This is a genomic window from Type-E symbiont of Plautia stali (assembly GCF_059731115.1).
Genome location: NZ_AP035906.1, coordinates 1,201,737 through 1,218,530, shown reverse-complemented (window position 1 = coordinate 1,218,530; position 16,794 = coordinate 1,201,737). Strand labels below are relative to the sequence as shown.

Sequence of the window (16,794 nt, the reverse complement as noted above, 5' to 3'; positions counted from 1 at the left end):
CGTGAAATGTTGTTGAGGAAGAGCCTTATGGGTATGCTATGCGGATCTAAATGTATGCGAACCCGTCATACTTCAAGTCGCAGGTGCGTTGGCTGCACGTGTTCACGCCGTCGCTTACTTCGTTAAGCGCGAGCGTATTCACACCTTTGCCGCCCGCCTGTAACGTGAACTATTCAGGGTTAACGATTTTCATAAAGGACCACAGGCAGCCATGCAAGAGCAATACCGCCCGGAAGAGATAGAATCCCGCGTCCAACAGCACTGGGACGAAAACGAAACCTTTAAAGTGACCGAGCAGGAAGGCAAAGAGAAATACTACTGCCTTTCTATGCTGCCCTATCCTTCTGGCCGCCTACACATGGGCCACGTGCGTAACTACACCATCGGCGATGTGATTGCGCGCTATCAGCGCATGCTGGGTAAAAATGTCCTGCAGCCGATTGGCTGGGATGCGTTTGGACTGCCAGCCGAAGGCGCTGCGGTTAAAAATAACACCGCACCCGCGCCATGGACTTATGACAACATCGAATACATGAAGAACCAGCTCAAACTGCTGGGCTTTGGCTATGACTGGAGCCGTGAATTGGCCACCTGCCAGCCAGAGTACTATCGCTGGGAACAGTGGTTCTTCACCAAGCTGTATGAAAAAGGCATGGTCTATAAAAAGACCTCAGCGGTGAACTGGTGCCCACATGACCAAACCGTGCTGGCTAACGAACAGGTTATCGACGGCTGCTGCTGGCGCTGTGACACCAAAGTTGAGCGCAAAGAGATTCCTCAGTGGTTCGTAAAAATCACCGCTTACGCGGAAGAACTGCTCAACGATCTGGATAAGCTGGAAGACTGGCCTGAAACGGTCAAGACCATGCAGCGTAACTGGATTGGCCGTTCTGAAGGTGTGGAAATCACCTTCGATGTGGCGTACAGCGAAGAGAAATTAACAGTTTACACCACACGTCCGGACACCTTCCTCGGTGCCACCTATGTTGCTGTGGCAGCTGGCCACCCACTGGCGCGCCAGGCTGCGGCCAGCAACCCTGCGCTGTCTGACTTCATCGCAGAATGCAGCACCACCAAAGTGGCTGAAGCCGATATGGCGACGATGGAGAAGAAAGGCATGGCCACCGGCCTGTTTGCTATCCATCCGCTGACGGGCGAAGAGATCCCAGTTTGGGTCGCTAACTTTGTCCTGATGGAATACGGCACCGGCGCAGTGATGGCTGTTCCAGGCCATGACCAGCGTGACTGGGAGTTCGCGACTAAGTACAACCTGAACATCAAGCCAGTGATCCTGAATCTGGATGGTTCAACGCCTGATCTGAGCGAAGCGGCGATGACCGATAAAGGCGCGCTGTTCAACTCGGGTGAGTTCAACGGTCTGGATCATCAGGCAGGCTTCAACGCCATTGCTGATGCATTGGCGGCGAAAGGCGTCGGCGTGCGTAAAGTCAACTATCGTCTGCGCGACTGGGGTGTGTCCCGTCAGCGTTATTGGGGCGCGCCAATTCCAATGGTGACACTGGAAGACGGCACCGTGATGCCAACGCCAGAAGATCAGCTGCCAGTGATTCTGCCAGAAGATGTGGTGATGGACGGTATCACCAGCCCGATCAAAGCCGATCCTGAGTGGGCGAAAACCACGGTTAACGGCCAGCCAGCGCTGCGCGAAACCGATACCTTTGACACCTTTATGGAATCATCCTGGTATTACGCGCGTTACACCTGTGCCAATTACAACGAAGGCATGCTGGATCCTGCCGCTGCGAACTACTGGCTGCCGGTGGATCAGTATGTCGGTGGTATCGAACACGCCATCATGCACCTGATGTATTTCCGCTTCTACCACAAGCTGCTGCGTGACGCAGGCCTGGTGAACTCTGATGAGCCAGCCAAACGTCTGCTGTGTCAGGGTATGGTACTGGCCGATGCGTTTTATTACACCGGCGCGAACGGCGAGCGTAACTGGGTTTCTCCGGTTGATGTTAGCGTTGAGCGCGATGAAAAAGGTCGTATTGTTAAGGCTGTCGACAACGCAGGCCGCGAAGTGGTTTATGCCGGCATGAGCAAGATGTCCAAGTCGAAAAACAACGGCATCGATCCACAGCTGATGGTTGAACGTTACGGTGCCGATACCGTGCGTCTGTTCATGATGTTTGCTTCACCAGCAGAAATGACGCTGGAATGGCAGGAATCGGGTGTAGAAGGTGCGAACCGCTTCCTGAAGCGCGTGTGGAAACTGGCCTACGAACACGTAGCGAAAGGTGCCACCGTGGCGCTGGACCTCAATGCACTGAACGACGATCAGAAAGCGCTGCGTCGCGATCTGCACAAAACCATCGCCAAGGTGGCCGATGACGTGGGTCGTCGCCAGACATTCAACACCGCTATCGCTGCCATCATGGAGTTGATGAACAAGCTGACTCGTGCCCCGCAGGAGAGCGCTCAAGATCGCGCACTGATGCAGGAAGCGCTGGTGGCGGTCGTTCGTCTGCTCTATCCGTTCACGCCGCACGCCAGCTATGTTCTGTGGCAGGCGCTGGGCGGAGAAGGTAGTGTCGATGAAGCCAGCTGGCCGGTTGCGGATGAATCCGCGATGGTGGAAGATTCACTGCTGGTCGTTGTACAGGTGAATGGCAAAGTGCGCGGCAAGATTACCGTTGCGCCGGATGCTACGCAGGAGCAGGTTCAGGCGCGTGCTGCGCAGGAGCACATTGTGGCGAAATATCTGGAAGGCGTCACACTTCGTAAAGTGATTTATGTCCCTGGCAAACTGCTTAACCTGGTCGTAGGTTAAGTTCAGGAGGAACTGTGCGACAACTGATTATCAGGCTCTTTGTCCTGCTTGCGGTGATGATCACCGCAGGCTGTGGTTTTCACCCGCGTGGCACCACCATGGTGCCTAACGAGATGAAAACGCTGATCGTCCAGAGTGGCGATCCGTATGGCCCAATGGCGCGCACCGTGCGCCAACAGCTGCGTATCAATGATGTCACCATTGTTAATGACAGCAAACAGGCCAGTGCCAAATACCCGACACTGCGCTTAGGTGCAGAAGTGCTGGGGCGTGATACCGCGTCAGTGTTTATCAGCGGCACCACTGCTGAGTATTCACTGGTGATGACAGTGACCGCGCAGGTTCTGATCCCGGGCAAAGGCATCTACCCGATCAGCACCACCGTGTACCGTTCTTTCTTCGACAACCCGAATGCCGCACTGGCGAAGGATGCCGAGCAAGACATGATCGTGCAGGAGATGCGCCAGCGTGCCGCCGAGCAACTGGTGCGTAAACTGTTAACGGTTCATGCCGCGCAGGAAAGCAACAAAGACACGTTGCCACAGCCGGAGATCATCGCACCAGGTGAGAATTCACCAGAAGTGCCCTCTTCGTCAGCAACCAGTCTGCAATGATCAGGATTTATCCTGAACAACTGAGCGCGCAGCTTCGTGAGGGGCTGCGCGCCTGTTATTTTCTGACCGGCAATGAACCGTTGCTGATTCAGGAAAGTGCCGATGCCATTCGCGCGGCCTCATCTTCTCAAGGCTTTGAAGAACACTTCAGTGTCACTCTTGATGCGCAAACCGACTGGGATGCGATCTTTGCCAGCTGTCAGGCACTCAGCCTGTTCACTCAACGCCAGACCTTAACGCTGCAACTGCCAGAAAACGGTGCCAATGCAGCGATGGCCGAGCAACTGGTTAAACTCGCCAGCCTGCTGCACAGCGATATCCTGCTGGTGCTGCGCATGGCAAAACTGACCAAAGCGCAGGAAAACAGCGCCTGGTTTAAAGCGCTCAGCGCTCATGCCGTGCTGGTTCCCTGCCAGACGCCCGAACAAGCGCAGTTGCCGCGCTGGGTCGCGAGCCGTGCCAAAGCCATGAAGTTGAGTGTTGATGACGCGGCGATTCAACTGCTGTGCTACTGCTACGAAGGCAATCTGCTGGCGCTGGCGCAAGCGCTGGAACGTCTGTCACTGCTGTGGCCAGATGGCAAACTCACTCTGCCCCGCGTGGAAGACGCGGTAAATGACGCTGCACACTTTACGCCCTTCCACTGGGTGGATGCCCTGCTGGCGGGCAAAAGCAAGCGCGCCCTGCATATTCTGCATCAGCTGGAAAAAGAGGATGCTGAAGGGGTGATTTTACTGCGTTCTCTGCAACGTGATTTACTGACGCTGCTGCATTTGCAGCGCAATCAGGGTAAACAGGGCTTGCGTGCGCTAATGGATCAACAGCGCATCTGGCAAAACCGTCGCGCACTGTTTACCGATGCGCTGCAACGCCTTGATGCACGTCGTCTGCAACGCGCCGTCCATCTGCTCGCCGAACTGGAGCTGACCATGAAGCAGGATTACGGTCAAAACCTTTGGCCGCAGCTTGAAACCTTGTCGCTGCTGCTGTGTCACCGCGATTTTCCCCTAAGCTTTACGGATGTCTAAACTTTACGCGCTGTTTGGCGGCACCTTCGACCCTATCCACTTTGGCCATCTGCGCCCGGTGGAAGCGCTGGCGCAACAGGTAGGGTTGAAAAAGGTCACGCTGCTGCCGAATAATGTGCCGCCGCATCGGCCACAGCCCGAAGCCAGTGCCCGGCAACGCGTGGAAATGCTGCGCTGTGCGATTGCGACCCGCCCCCTGTTTGATATTGATACGCGAGAACTGGAGCGGGATACGCCGTCATGGACGGTGGCAACCCTTGAAGCACTCCGTGCGGAACGCGGTGCAAAACAGCCCCTCGGGTTTATCATCGGACAAGATTCTCTGCTAACGTTAGCCAAATGGCATCGCTGGCAGGATCTCCTCTCTTTGTGCCATCTGTTGGTGTGCCAGCGACCGGGCTATGCGACGCAGATGGAAACGCCTGAGATGCAGCAGTGGCTGGATGTGCATCGTGCACAGCACGCTGAACAGTTGCATCAATCTCCGGCAGGCCTTATCTGGCTGGCTGATACGCCGCTGTTCGACATCTCCGCCACGGAAATACGCCAGCGTCGTCACCTGGGGCAATCCTGCACCGATCTGCTGCCCGATGCGGTTATCGACTACATCGATCGCGCTGGCTTATATCGCGGTTGATCGTTGCGTGCTATACTGCGCCGCTTCATTTTAGGCTATGTTTTCCGGGCATTCAGCCTTCTCGTAATCACCTGTTTTTAAGGGGAACCTTTTGCAAGGTAAAGCACTCCAAGATTTCGTTATTGATAAGATTGACGATATTAAAGGCCAGGACATCATTGCTGTTGATGTGCAGGGCAAATCGAGCATCACCGATTGCATGATCATCTGCACCGGCACGTCGACGCGTCATGTGGTTTCGATCGCCGATCACGTGGTTCAGGAATCCCGTGCCGCGGGTTTAAAACCGCTAGGCGTCGATGGTAAAGCTGCCGCTGATTGGGTCGTCGTTGATCTTGGCGAAGTGATCGTACACGTGATGCAGGAAGAGAGCCGCCAGCTGTATGAGCTGGAAAAGCTCTGGAGCTAAGCCTTGAAACTGCAGCTTGTGGCCGTCGGCACCCAAATGCCTGACTGGGTTCAGACCGGTTTCATGGAGTATCTGCGCCGCTTCCCCAAGGATATGCCGTTTGAACTGACCGAAGTGCCTGCGGGTAAACGCGGCAAGAACGCGGACATCAAGCGCATCCTGGAAAAAGAGGGTGAAGCGATGTTAGCGGCCGTCGGCAAAGGCAATCGCATCGTCACGCTGGATATTCCTGGGCAGCCGTGGGAAACCCCACAGCTGGCGCAACAGCTTGAGCGCTGGAAACAAGATGGCCGCGATGTCAGCTTGTTGATTGGCGGCCCGGAAGGACTGGCGCCGGCCTGTAAAGCCGCTGCCGAGCAGAGCTGGTCGCTGTCCACGTTGACGTTGCCTCACCCGCTGGTGCGTGTGCTGGTAGCCGAAAGCCTGTATCGTGCCTGGAGCATCACCACGAATCATCCTTATCACCGTGAATAAACGCCTGACAACCTCCAGACAATAAACGCAGCGGATGAAATTACAGAGCAACGCCTTTCGCGATTACACTGCCGAACAGAAACTCTTTGTCCGCCGGGCTTTGGTGGCTTTTGTTGGCATTTTCCTGCTCTCCAGCGTGCTGGTGGTCAACCTCTATCACTTGCAAATCCTGCGTTTCGACGATTACAGCACCCGTTCCAATGAGAACCGCATCAAGCTGGTGCCCGTTGCGCCCAGCCGCGGCATCATCTTTGATCGCAATGGCGTCCCGCTGGCGCTGAACCGCACCATTTACCAGGCTGAACTGGTACCCGAAAAAGTCGATGACCTGAAGCAGACGCTGCAGGATCTGCGCCCGGTGCTGGATCTGACGGACGACGATCTCGACGCCTTTGAAAAAGAGCGTAAGCGCTCACGTCGTTTCACCTCCATTCCGGTAAAAACCGCACTCAACGAAGTGCAGGTGGCGCGCTTTGCCGTCAATCAGTACCGCTTCCCCGGTGTGGAAGTGAAAGGTTATCAGCGCCGCTATTATCCTTACGGCCAGACGCTGACGCATGTAGTGGGCTACGTCTCTAAAATTAACGACCGCGACGTTAAACGCCTCGATGATGAAGGTAAATGGCCTAACTATGCGGCAACGCATGATATCGGCAAGTTGGGCATCGAGAACTATTACGAAGATGTGCTGCATGGCAAAACCGGCTACGAAGAGGTTGAAGTGAACAACCGCGGCCGGGTGATCCGCCAGTTGCATGAGCAATCTCCACAGGCCGGCCGTGATATCTATCTGACCGTTGACCTGAAACTGCAGCAATATATTGAAACCCTGTTGACCGGCAGCCGTGCCGCCGTGGTGGTCAGCGATCCGCGTACCGGTGAAATTCTGGCGCTGGTGTCCACCCCCAGCTATGACCCCAATCTGTTTGTCGATGGTATCTCCAGTAAGGATTACAAAGCCCTGCTGAGCGATGAGAACCGTCCACTGTATAACCGTGCGTTGCAGGCTTCTTACCCACCCGCCTCAACGGTGAAACCTTATGTTGCCGTCTCTGCGCTTAGCGCAGGCGTGATTAACCGCAACACCAGCCTGTTTGACCCCGGCTGGTGGCAGTTGCCCGGTTCGGAAAAGCGCTACCGCGACTGGAAAAAATGGGGACACGGCCGTCTTAACGTCACCAAGTCGCTGGAAGAGTCTGCCGATACCTTCTTCTATCAGGTCGCCTACGACATGGGCATCGATCGCCTGTCAGAGTGGATGACCAAATTTGGCTATGGCCATCGCACCGGTATTGATTTGCCGCAGGAAAGTCCCGGCAACATGCCAACGCGTGAGTGGAAGCTGAAGCGCTTTAAGAAGCCGTGGTATCAAGGTGACACCATTCCGGTGGGTATTGGTCAGGGTTACTGGACTGCAACGCCGGTGCAGATGAACAAAGCCATGATGATTCTGATCAATGACGGCATTATCAAAGTGCCGCATTTACTGCGCGCCACCCGTGAAGGTCAGGCCATGGTGCCGTATCGCCAGCCGCCGGATGCGCCGATTGGCGACATCCACTCGGGATATTGGGAAATCGCCAAAGATGGCATGTACGGCGTGGCCAACCGCGCGAACGGGACGGCGCACAAAAGTTTTGCTGATGCACCTTACAAAATCGCTGCGAAATCCGGTACTGCGCAGGTATTCGGTCTGAAAGAGAACGAAACCTATAACGCGCACAAAATTGCTGAACGCTTGCGTGACCATAAGTTAATGACGGCATTCGCGCCTTACGATAAACCGCGCGTTGCCGTGACCATGATTCTGGAGAACGGCGGTGCTGGCCCGGCAGTGGGTACGGTGATGCGTCAGATTCTCGACCACATAATGTTAGGTGACAACAATACCGTGCTGCCTGAAGCCGCACCGACGCCGCCTGGCTACGAAGGTGAATAAAGATGTCCATGAACGATAGCCCGCAGAAAAGATCGATCTGGACGCGTATCCATATCGATCCCCTGTTTATGCTGATCATCCTTGCGCTACTGACCTACAGCGCCATCGTTATCTGGAGCGCCAGCGGTCAGGATCCGGGCATGATGGAGCGTAAACTCGGTCAGATTGCCATGGGTATCATTATCATGCTGGTGATGGCGCAGGTGCCGCCGCGCGTGTATGAAAGTTGGGCGCCCTATCTCTATATTGTCTGCGTGATATTACTGGTGGCGGTGGATGCCTTTGGCCATATCAGTAAAGGGGCGCAGCGCTGGCTCGATCTTGGCTTTGTGCGTTTCCAGCCCTCCGAAATAGCCAAAATAGCGGTGCCGCTGATGGTGGCGCGCTTTATTAACCGCGATGTCTGCCCACCGACGCTGAAAAATACTGGCATTGCGCTGGTGTTGATCTTCATGCCGACGCTGTTAGTGGCGGCACAGCCTGACCTCGGCACCTCGATTCTGATCGCCGCGTCCGGCCTGTTTGTGCTGTTCCTGTCGGGGATGAGCTGGAAGCTGATTGCTGTGGCGGTGCTGCTGGTGGCGGCTTTTATTCCGGTGCTGTGGTTCTTCCTGATGCATGATTATCAGCGCGACCGCGTGATGATGCTGCTCGATCCAGAGAGTGACCCGCTCGGTGCCGGTTATCACATTATTCAGTCCAAGATTGCGATAGGTTCAGGTGGTTTACGTGGCAAAGGCTGGCTGCATGGCACCCAGTCACAGCTGGAGTTTTTGCCTGAACGTCACACCGACTTTATCTTTGCGGTACTGGCAGAAGAACTCGGCCTGGTCGGCGTATTAGTGCTATTGGTACTGTATCTGCTGCTGATTTTGCGCGGCCTGATTATTGCGGCGCGCGCGCAAACCACCTTTGGTCGCGTGATGGCCGGTGGTTTGATGTTGATTTTATTCGTCTATGTTTTCGTTAACATTGGTATGGTAAGTGGTATCTTACCCGTGGTCGGTGTTCCGCTGCCGCTGGTGAGCTACGGCGGGTCGGCGTTGATTGTATTAATGGCCGGATTTGGCATCGTGATGTCGATCCATACTCATCGAAAAATGTTATCTAAAAGCGTTTAAGAGGCTGCACATGCGTAAGGATTGGCTTGGGGTTGCACTGGCATCATTGGTACTGGCTGCCTGTTCCGCACCGGAACAGCAGAATAATACTGCGCCACCGCAGCCGGCCTATAATGGCCCGGTGGTGGAAATACCAGGCGTTGAACCGCGCTATGAACCGATCAATCCTTCTACCAGCCAGGATTACAGCGTTAATGGTAAAAATTATCGCGTAATCAAGGATCCTTCGAACTTCAGCGAAGTCGGACTGGCCACCTGGTACGGTGCAGAAGCGCAAGGTAATCGCACAGCGATCGGCGAAGCTTACGACCCGGATGCCTTAACTGCGGCACACCCTACTCTGCCACTGCCAAGCTATGTGCGCGTCACTAACCTCGCCAATGGTCGCCAGATCGTGGTGCGTGTTAATGACCGTGGCCCGTATACCCCCGGCCGCATCATTGACCTGTCTCGCGCGGCAGGCGACCGTTTGAATATCTCGAATAATTCCCGTGTTCGCGTGGATTACATCAAAGTCGCACCGGATGGTTCTGTTTCCGGCCCCGGCACCATTGGCACCACAGTGGCGAAGCAGAGCTACGCCCTGCCCGCGCGCCCGGATCTTAACGGCGGCATGGCGATGATGGGTGGCAGCGCCAATACTACGCCTGCACCTGCGCCACAGGATGTTCGCGCAGTCGATAACAGCACCCTGCAGAGTAACGGTGGCCTCGGTGCCCCGGTGCAGAGCAGCGGTTTCCTCGGCGCGCCTCAGCCTTTAGCAAACGGTGTACTGGAAGGCAGTGAACCGGCCGCCACGTCTGTGCAGGCAACACCCGCTGCGCCGGTTGCGGCATCGGTTTCTGCTCCAGCCAGCGCTGCACCTCAGAGTACGCATACCGCCGGTGGTTATGTCGTTCAGGTCGGTGCGGTCAATGATGCGGCGCGCGCCCGTCAACTGGCGACCAGCCTGGGTAAACGTTTTGGCGTGCCTGGAAACGTGGAAGCCAATGGCAACGTTTATCGTATTCAACTCGGTGGTTACAGCAGCCGGGCGGAAGCCGCTGCGTTACAACAGCGCCTGACCACTGAAGCACAGATGAGCTCATTTATTACAACTGCCCGTCCGTAATGTTACGGGCAGTTACCTTTACTGCTGAAACTGATTTGCAAAGCAAGATGTCGCTCGATCGGGCGTTTGCTATAGTAAGGCACTTTTTTCACTCTTAGCCCACGGATGTTGTAGTCCTTAACATGAATACGCTGAAACCCTCTCGTTTTCTGAAACGCCTGACAGTGGGATCACTGGTCGCCCTTTCTCTCAGCCATGCCGCCTTTGCGGACGATGTTAACCTTAAGACGATGATCCCGGGCGTCCCGGAAATCGATGCTGAAGCTTATGTGCTGATCGATGCCAACTCAGGTAAAGTTCTGGCCGAAAAGAACGCCGATGCGCGCCGCGATCCAGCCAGTCTGACCAAAATGATGACCAGCTATGTGATTGGTCAGGCAGTCAAAGCAGGCAAAATCCATAACGATGACATTGTCACCGTAGGTAAAGATGCCTGGGCAACCGGTAACCCGGTGTTCAAAGGCTCTTCACTGATGTTCCTGAAGCCTGGCGATCGCGTACCGGTTTCTCAGCTGACGCGCGGTATCGTACTGCAGTCAGGGAATGATGCCTGTGTGGCGATGGCCGATTACGTTGCCGGCAGCCAGGATGCGTTTGTTAGCCTGATGAATAACTACGTTGGCGCGTTGGGTCTGAAAAACACCCACTTCCAGACCGTGCACGGCCTGGATGCTGAAGGCCAGTACAGCTCGGCGCGTGATATGGCGCTGATAGGCCAGGCATTGATTCGTGATGTGCCGGACGAATACTCGGTCTACCGTGAAAAAGAGTTCACCTTCAACAATATCAAACAGATGAACCGCAATGGTTTACTGTGGGATACCAGCCTGAACGTTGACGGTATTAAAACCGGTCACACTGATGCGGCAGGTTACAACCTGGTGGCTTCTGCCACTGAAGGCCAGATGCGTCTGATCTCTGCTGTTATGGGCGGTCACACCTATAAAGGTCGTGAAACCGAAAGTAAAAAACTGCTGACCTGGGGCTTCCGTTTCTTTGAGACCGTCGCACCTCTGAAAGCAGGCAAAGAGTTCGCCTCTGAGCCGGTTTGGTTTGGTAACAGCGATCGCGTCCAGCTTGGCGTTGAAAAAGATGCCTACCTGACCATTCCACGCGGTCGTATGAAAGACCTGAAAGCCAGCTATGTACTGACCAATACCGAACTGCATGCACCGCTGCAGAAAAACCAGGTGGTGGGCAGCATCAACTTCCAGCTGGATGGCAAAACCATTGAACAGCGTCCGCTGGTGGTCCTGAACGAAGTGCAGGAAGGCGGCTTCTTCAGCCGTATCATTGATTACATCAAACTGATGTTCCATCACTGGTTTGGCTAAGACGCTTGAAAAATCGTCTGTCTGATACCATATAATTAGAATCCCCCGTTTCAAACGTATAGGGGAGGCTGGAAAGCCTCCCTTATCGATTTTTTATGCACTACCTGTTGTAGGGGCCGCCTGTGGGCTGCTCTTCTCAATTTTAAGCACCGGAGCCAACATGAAAACCAAACTGAATGAACTGCTCGAATTCCCTACCCCCTTCACCTATAAAGTAATGGGTCTGGCGCAACCGGAGCTGGTTGATCAAGTGGTTGAAGTGGTGCAGCGCCACGCCCCCGGCGACTATACCCCGGCAGTGAAACCGAGCAGCAAAGGTAACTACCATTCGGTTTCTATCACCATCACCGCAACGCATATCGAACAGGTAGAAACCCTGTACGAAGAACTGGGTAACATTGATATCGTGCGCATGGTCCTGTAATACCCGCGCTGGCAAAGGCGGCTTTGCCAGCGTTATACTCAGCCCTTCACTCTCTACCGGATCTCCGCTTTGTCAGCTAACACGCTTCTTGTTCGTCAACTGGGCCAGCGCGACTGGCAACCTGTCTCCGATGCGATGCATCAGTTTACCGATCAACGTGACAGCAGCACTGCCGATGAAATCTGGCTGGTGGAACATCATCCGGTGTTTACCCAGGGCCAGGCAGGCAAAGCCGAACATCTGTTGATGCCGGGCGATATTCCGGTAGTGCAGAGCGATCGTGGCGGCCAGGTGACGTATCACGGGCCTGGGCAACAGGTGATGTACGTGTTGATTGATATTAAACGTCACAAAATCGGTGTCAGAGAGCTGGTCACTGCGCTGGAGGAAACCGTGATCGCCACCCTGGCGGATTATGGTATCGCTGCGCGCGCACGTGCCGACGCACCCGGCGTTTATATCGGCGATGACAAAGTGTGCTCATTAGGCCTTCGCATTCGCAAAGGGTGCTCCTTCCACGGCCTGGCATTAAACGTGGCGATGGATCTGGCACCTTTCCTGCGCATCAATCCCTGCGGTTATGCCGGCATGCGCATGACGCAGTTAAGTGAAAAGCAGCCGGGCGTCACAACCGCCGACGTACAACCCCGTTTGGTACAACATTTCGCCCGCTTAACGGGTTTCACCCAGCTTGATTGGCAAAATGAGGCCAGGGTCTGACCTTGGCTGTCTGTGCTCATTTACAAAATTGTAACTTTAGCGCTCGCATATCGGCTGCTTATGCGCAGACGAAATGATATAATTTTTGCCATATTTTCAAATAAAGTTGAAAGCCTGGTTCTCAGTTTGAGTGAGGAAGCTTTCAAATCGCAATCCCGACCGGAACCTGCAGATTTATGAGTAAACCAATTCAGATGGAACGTGGCGTCAAGTATCGCGATGCCGACAAAATGGCGCTGATTCCGGTGAAAACCGTGATGGTCGAGCGTGAAGAGATTCTGCGTAAGCCGGAGTGGATGAAGATCAAACTGCCTGCGGATTCCAGCCGCATTCAGGGTATCAAAGCCGCCATGCGCAAAAATGGTCTGCACTCGGTGTGTGAAGAGGCCTCCTGCCCTAACCTCGCTGAATGTTTTAACCACGGCACCGCCACCTTTATGATCCTCGGTGCGATTTGTACGCGTCGTTGCCCATTCTGCGACGTCGCCCACGGCCGCCCAAATATGCCTGACGCCAACGAACCGCTGAAACTGGCACAAACTATTGCCGATATGGCGCTGCGTTACGTGGTGATCACCTCGGTTGACCGCGACGACCTGCGCGACGGCGGGGCTCAGCATTTTGCCGATTGCATCACTGCCATTCGCGAAAAAAGCCCTAATATCAAAATTGAAACGCTGGTGCCTGACTTCCGTGGTCGTATGGATCGTGCGCTGGAAATCCTCACCGCCACGCCGCCAGATGTGTTCAACCACAACATGGAAAACGTGCCACGCGTTTACCGTCAGGTGCGTCCTGGCGCCAATTACGACTGGTCACTGAAGCTGCTGGAGCGTTTCAAAGAAGCGCATCCGGACGTGCCAACCAAGTCTGGCCTGATGGTCGGATTGGGTGAAACCAATGCGGAAATCGTGGAAGTGATGCGTGACCTGCGTCGTCATGGTGTCACCATGCTCACACTTGGCCAGTATTTACAGCCAAGCCGCCATCACCTGCCGGTACAGCGCTATGTGAGCCCGGCAGAGTTTGATGAGATGAAAGAAGAAGCCATGGAGATGGGCTTCACCCACGCGGCCTGTGGCCCGTTCGTACGTTCTTCTTATCACGCGGATATGCAGGCCAAAGGGCTGGAAGTGAAATAATCGGTTCTGCGGGTGTGACGCCCGCAACCAGGCTTTTTCACCCGTGCCAAAAAACAAAAACCAGACTGGAAGCAGTCTGGTTTTTTTATCAACGTCATAAATATTTACACTTATTGACGTTTGAAGTGAGATTACTCTTTGTGGCTCACGCGTTCAGCCGGCGCTTCTTCAGCGGTGCTTTTGGTTGCGGTGGATTCATCGTCTTTCATGGCTTTCTTGAAGCCTTTAATGGCGGAACCCAGATCACCACCCAGTGAACGTAACTTGTTGGTACCAAACAGCAGTACAATAAGTGCACCGATGATCAGCAGTTTGGCAATGCTGAAACCTTCCATACTTTACCTTTCAACCTTAGCGAAAAACAGACATCACTATTAACGCGCAGTTTATCAGCTGTAACAACTAGAATCTGTAACAGATTACGATCAACACCCGCGCAACATTAAATAAAGCGGCTCAAGAATGCCTGCGTACGCGGGTGCTGCGGATTACTAATCACCTGCTCCGGCGTCCCCTGCTCCACCACCACGCCACCATCCATAAACACCACCCGATCCGCCGCCTCACGTGCAAAGCCAATCTCATGCGTCACCACGATCATGGTCAGACCACGATCGGCCAGCGTGCGCATCGTCGCCAGCACCTCTCCCACGAGTTCGGGGTCCAGCGCGGAAGTCGGCTCATCAAACAGCATCAACGCCGGTTTGATGGCTAACGCGCGAGCAATCGCCACACGCTGCTGCTGCCCACCGGAAAGATGACGTGGCCACGCATCGGCTTTGTCACTCAATCCGACCGTTGTCAGCAGTTCGCGCGCATGCTGCAACGCTTCCTGGCGGGGAAACTTATGCACACCAATGGGCGCTTCAATAATGTTCTGCAGCACGGTCATGTGTGGATAGAGGTTGAATTGCTGAAACACCATGCCGATCTTCTGACGCTGGTGAGCAATCCGCCGTGCCGACAGGCGATGCAGAATTCCACGCTTCAATTCGTAGCCAATCTGCTCTTCACCCACCATGATGGAGCCGGCGTTCATATCTTCCAGATGGTTTATACAGCGCAGGAAGGTCGATTTGCCCGATCCCGATGGCCCGAGAATCACCACCACTTCACCTGGAAACACATCCAGATCGATCCCTTTCAATACCTCGTTATCGCCATAACTCTTCTGGACATTGCGCGCAGAGACCAGCGGCTGAATCTCACTCATACATCCTCCTTCAGCTGATGTGTCGCTGCGACAGCCGTGTCTGTCCGGCGTTTATTCACCACGGTACGTTTGGTGCCGCGTGCGTAGTAGCGTTCAATTGCTGACTGCCCAATATTCAGGATCGACGTGATCAGCAGATACCAAATCACGGCCACCATCAGCATCGGGATAATTTCAAAGGTGCGGTTATAAACGGCCTGCACCGAGTAAAGCAGATCGCCCATGGCTATTACGCTCACCAGCGAGGTCGCTTTAATCATACTGATCAGCTGATTGCCGGTGGGAGGAATAATGGATCGCATCGCCTGAGGAATGATAATGCGGCGCAATGCACGGCTGCGGCTCATGCCAAACGCCTGAGTGGTTTCCACCTGCCCCTGATCCACAGACAACAGCCCGGCGCGAATAATCTCCGCCATATACGCCGCTTCATTCAGTGCCAGTCCGGCAAACGCAGCGGTCAGCGGCGTAATCAGATCGTTGGTATTCCAGCTGGCGAAGGTAATATCCGTCCAGGGTACGGTAATCGAAATGTTCGGAAACAGCGTCGACAGGTTGTACCAAAAGATCAGTTGCACCAGCAGCGGCGTACCCCGGAAAAACCAAATGTAGAGCGACGAGATACCGCTCAGCAGTTTATTCTCCGAAAGGCGCCACACCGCCAGCAGCAGGCCCAGCAGCGTACCGAGGATCATCGAGACCACCGTCAGCCCGAGCGTCACCTGCAGCCCTTTCATCACCGAACCTTCGGTGAACCACTGCAACACCACTTTCCATTCAAAATTGGGATTGGTCGCCACCAGCCAGAGAAAGTTGGCCGCGACCACCAGTACCACAATCCATGAGATCCAGCGTCCATAAGTGGGCGCACTGCGGGCGAAAGCGACATCGCGCTGCTGCACGTTGGCCTTATCCCTGGCTCGCGTATTGTGGGTGACTGGATTCATTTTGCTGTCCCCTGCGCCAGATTACGACCCGGCTGCTGCAAGATATTGCCGTCGAGTTTCCACTTCTTCATGATCGCCGCGTAGGTGCCGTTGGCGAACAGCTCTTTATAGGCGTCGAGTACTACATTGCCCAGTTCGGAACCTTTTGGTACCACCGTGCCCTGGAAAATATCGCCAAAGCCGTTTTTCTGCCCTTTACCGGAAAGCTCCAGCTGGCCATTGGCTTGATCGATAAAGTAAGTCAGCGGTGCCTGTGAAGAGAAGAAAGCATCAGAACGCTTAGAGCGTACTGCCAGAATCGATGAAGGCTGATCGGTAAAGGATTGCACCACCACCGCAGGTTTGCCCGCGGCAACGCAAGCGTCCGACTGCTTACGAATCACCTGCTCAGCTGAACCGGCTGCCATCACAGCAATACGCTTGCCGCAGGTGTCTTCCAGACCGTTAATTTTCGCTGGATTGCCCTTTTGAACGCCGAACACCACGAACTCCTGCACAAAATCGATGAAGTCGACTTTCTGCTGACGATCGGGATAGTCGCCAATCGGCCCAATCGCCATCTGATAACGGCCCGAGTTAATGCCAGCTAAAACACCCGACAAACCGCTGACCGTGGCATGTTCAATTTTCACACCCAGCAATTGAGCCAAAGCATTCGTCAGGTCGGCTGAGGCGCCGTCCATCGAATGTGGACCGTTCACGATCTCATAAGGAGGAAACGATCCGTTGTTTACCGAAATCATTTTTCCAGCGCTTTTAATCTCTGCTGGCAAGCGGTCATGCAGCGCCTGATCAACTTTCTGCGTTGGGATAGTTTCCGCTGCCTGCACTGCGCTGACTGTCAGCCCCAGCGCCAACGTTATTGCTGTGGTAAGTTTATTCATGAG

At 54.6% G+C, this 16,794-nt stretch carries 17 protein-coding genes; 13 read left to right on the top strand and 4 right to left on the bottom strand.

What is annotated here, in order from left to right:
• Window positions 1-211 precede the first annotated feature (211 nt).
• The 13 genes from leuS (at window position 212) to lipA (ending at window position 13,747) form a co-directional block, all read left to right on the top strand.
• Complete coding sequence (gene leuS / locus AC6I8L_RS05475; protein WP_058960799.1) at window positions 212-2,794, top strand: leucine--tRNA ligase; 2,583 nt, start codon at window positions 212-214, stop codon at window positions 2,792-2,794.
• Window positions 2,795-2,808: 14 nt separating this feature from the next.
• The gene (gene lptE, locus AC6I8L_RS05470; RefSeq protein ID WP_058960800.1) at window positions 2,809-3,408 is read left to right on the top strand and encodes an LPS assembly lipoprotein LptE; all 600 of its coding nucleotides are present in this window, start codon (window positions 2,809-2,811) and stop codon (window positions 3,406-3,408) included.
• Window positions 3,405-4,436, top strand: a complete 1,032-nt coding sequence (holA, locus tag AC6I8L_RS05465; protein WP_038648309.1) for a DNA polymerase III subunit delta — start codon at window positions 3,405-3,407, stop codon at window positions 4,434-4,436. Before lptE ends, holA begins: the two co-directional genes overlap by 4 nt.
• The gene (gene nadD, locus AC6I8L_RS05460; protein WP_058960801.1) at window positions 4,429-5,073 is read left to right on the top strand and encodes a nicotinate-nucleotide adenylyltransferase; all 645 of its coding nucleotides are present in this window, start codon (window positions 4,429-4,431) and stop codon (window positions 5,071-5,073) included. The genes holA and nadD overlap by 8 nt, the downstream gene beginning before the upstream one ends.
• Before the next feature lie 91 nt (window positions 5,074-5,164).
• Complete coding sequence (gene rsfS / locus AC6I8L_RS05455) at window positions 5,165-5,482, top strand: ribosome silencing factor (protein WP_038648315.1); 318 nt, start codon at window positions 5,165-5,167, stop codon at window positions 5,480-5,482.
• Between the two features lie 3 nt (window positions 5,483-5,485).
• Window positions 5,486-5,956 (top strand): 23S rRNA (pseudouridine(1915)-N(3))-methyltransferase RlmH, encoded by a 471-nt coding sequence (gene rlmH, locus AC6I8L_RS05450; protein ID WP_058960802.1) that lies wholly within the window; start codon window positions 5,486-5,488, stop codon window positions 5,954-5,956.
• A 34-nt stretch (window positions 5,957-5,990) separates the two neighbouring features.
• Window positions 5,991-7,895, top strand: a complete 1,905-nt coding sequence (mrdA, locus tag AC6I8L_RS05445; RefSeq protein ID WP_034829051.1) for a peptidoglycan DD-transpeptidase MrdA — start codon at window positions 5,991-5,993, stop codon at window positions 7,893-7,895.
• Window positions 7,896-7,903: 8 nt separating this feature from the next.
• The gene (gene mrdB, locus AC6I8L_RS05440) at window positions 7,904-9,016 is read left to right on the top strand and encodes a peptidoglycan glycosyltransferase MrdB (RefSeq protein WP_058960853.1); all 1,113 of its coding nucleotides are present in this window, start codon (window positions 7,904-7,906) and stop codon (window positions 9,014-9,016) included.
• A 10-nt stretch (window positions 9,017-9,026) separates the two neighbouring features.
• Window positions 9,027-10,127 (top strand): endolytic peptidoglycan transglycosylase RlpA, encoded by a 1,101-nt coding sequence (gene rlpA / locus AC6I8L_RS05435; RefSeq protein ID WP_058960803.1) that lies wholly within the window; start codon window positions 9,027-9,029, stop codon window positions 10,125-10,127.
• A gap of 122 nt (window positions 10,128-10,249) precedes the next feature.
• Complete coding sequence (gene dacA, locus AC6I8L_RS05430; RefSeq protein ID WP_034829047.1) at window positions 10,250-11,461, top strand: D-alanyl-D-alanine carboxypeptidase DacA; 1,212 nt, start codon at window positions 10,250-10,252, stop codon at window positions 11,459-11,461.
• Between the two features lie 160 nt (window positions 11,462-11,621).
• Window positions 11,622-11,885 (top strand): DUF493 family protein YbeD, encoded by a 264-nt coding sequence (gene ybeD, locus AC6I8L_RS05425; RefSeq protein WP_034829045.1) that lies wholly within the window; start codon window positions 11,622-11,624, stop codon window positions 11,883-11,885.
• Between the two features lie 69 nt (window positions 11,886-11,954).
• Entirely contained in the window at window positions 11,955-12,605 is a 651-nt protein-coding gene (gene lipB, locus AC6I8L_RS05420; RefSeq protein WP_058960804.1) for a lipoyl(octanoyl) transferase LipB, read from the top strand.
• Window positions 12,606-12,781: 176 nt separating this feature from the next.
• Window positions 12,782-13,747 (top strand): lipoyl synthase, encoded by a 966-nt coding sequence (gene lipA, locus AC6I8L_RS05415; RefSeq protein ID WP_058960805.1) that lies wholly within the window; start codon window positions 12,782-12,784, stop codon window positions 13,745-13,747.
• Between the two features lie 131 nt (window positions 13,748-13,878).
• Here the strand turns inward: lipA and tatE are convergent, their stop codons facing one another.
• The 4 genes from tatE to AC6I8L_RS05395 all read right to left on the bottom strand — a co-directional run bounded on the left by tatE (window position 13,879) and on the right by AC6I8L_RS05395 (window position 16,791).
• The gene (gene tatE, locus AC6I8L_RS05410) at window positions 13,879-14,082 is read right to left on the bottom strand and encodes a twin-arginine translocase subunit TatE (RefSeq protein WP_034829040.1); all 204 of its coding nucleotides are present in this window, start codon (window positions 14,080-14,082) and stop codon (window positions 13,879-13,881) included.
• A gap of 107 nt (window positions 14,083-14,189) precedes the next feature.
• Entirely contained in the window at window positions 14,190-14,960 is a 771-nt protein-coding gene (locus AC6I8L_RS05405) for an amino acid ABC transporter ATP-binding protein (RefSeq protein ID WP_058960806.1), read from the bottom strand.
• A complete protein-coding gene (locus tag AC6I8L_RS05400) occupies window positions 14,957-15,907 on the bottom strand; it encodes an amino acid ABC transporter permease (RefSeq protein ID WP_058960807.1) in 951 nt (316 codons plus the stop codon). The genes AC6I8L_RS05405 and AC6I8L_RS05400 overlap by 4 nt, the downstream gene beginning before the upstream one ends.
• Window positions 15,904-16,791, bottom strand: a complete 888-nt coding sequence (locus AC6I8L_RS05395; RefSeq protein WP_058960808.1) for an ABC transporter substrate-binding protein — start codon at window positions 16,789-16,791, stop codon at window positions 15,904-15,906. The genes AC6I8L_RS05400 and AC6I8L_RS05395 overlap by 4 nt, the downstream gene beginning before the upstream one ends.
• Window positions 16,792-16,794: the final 3 nt, after the last annotated feature.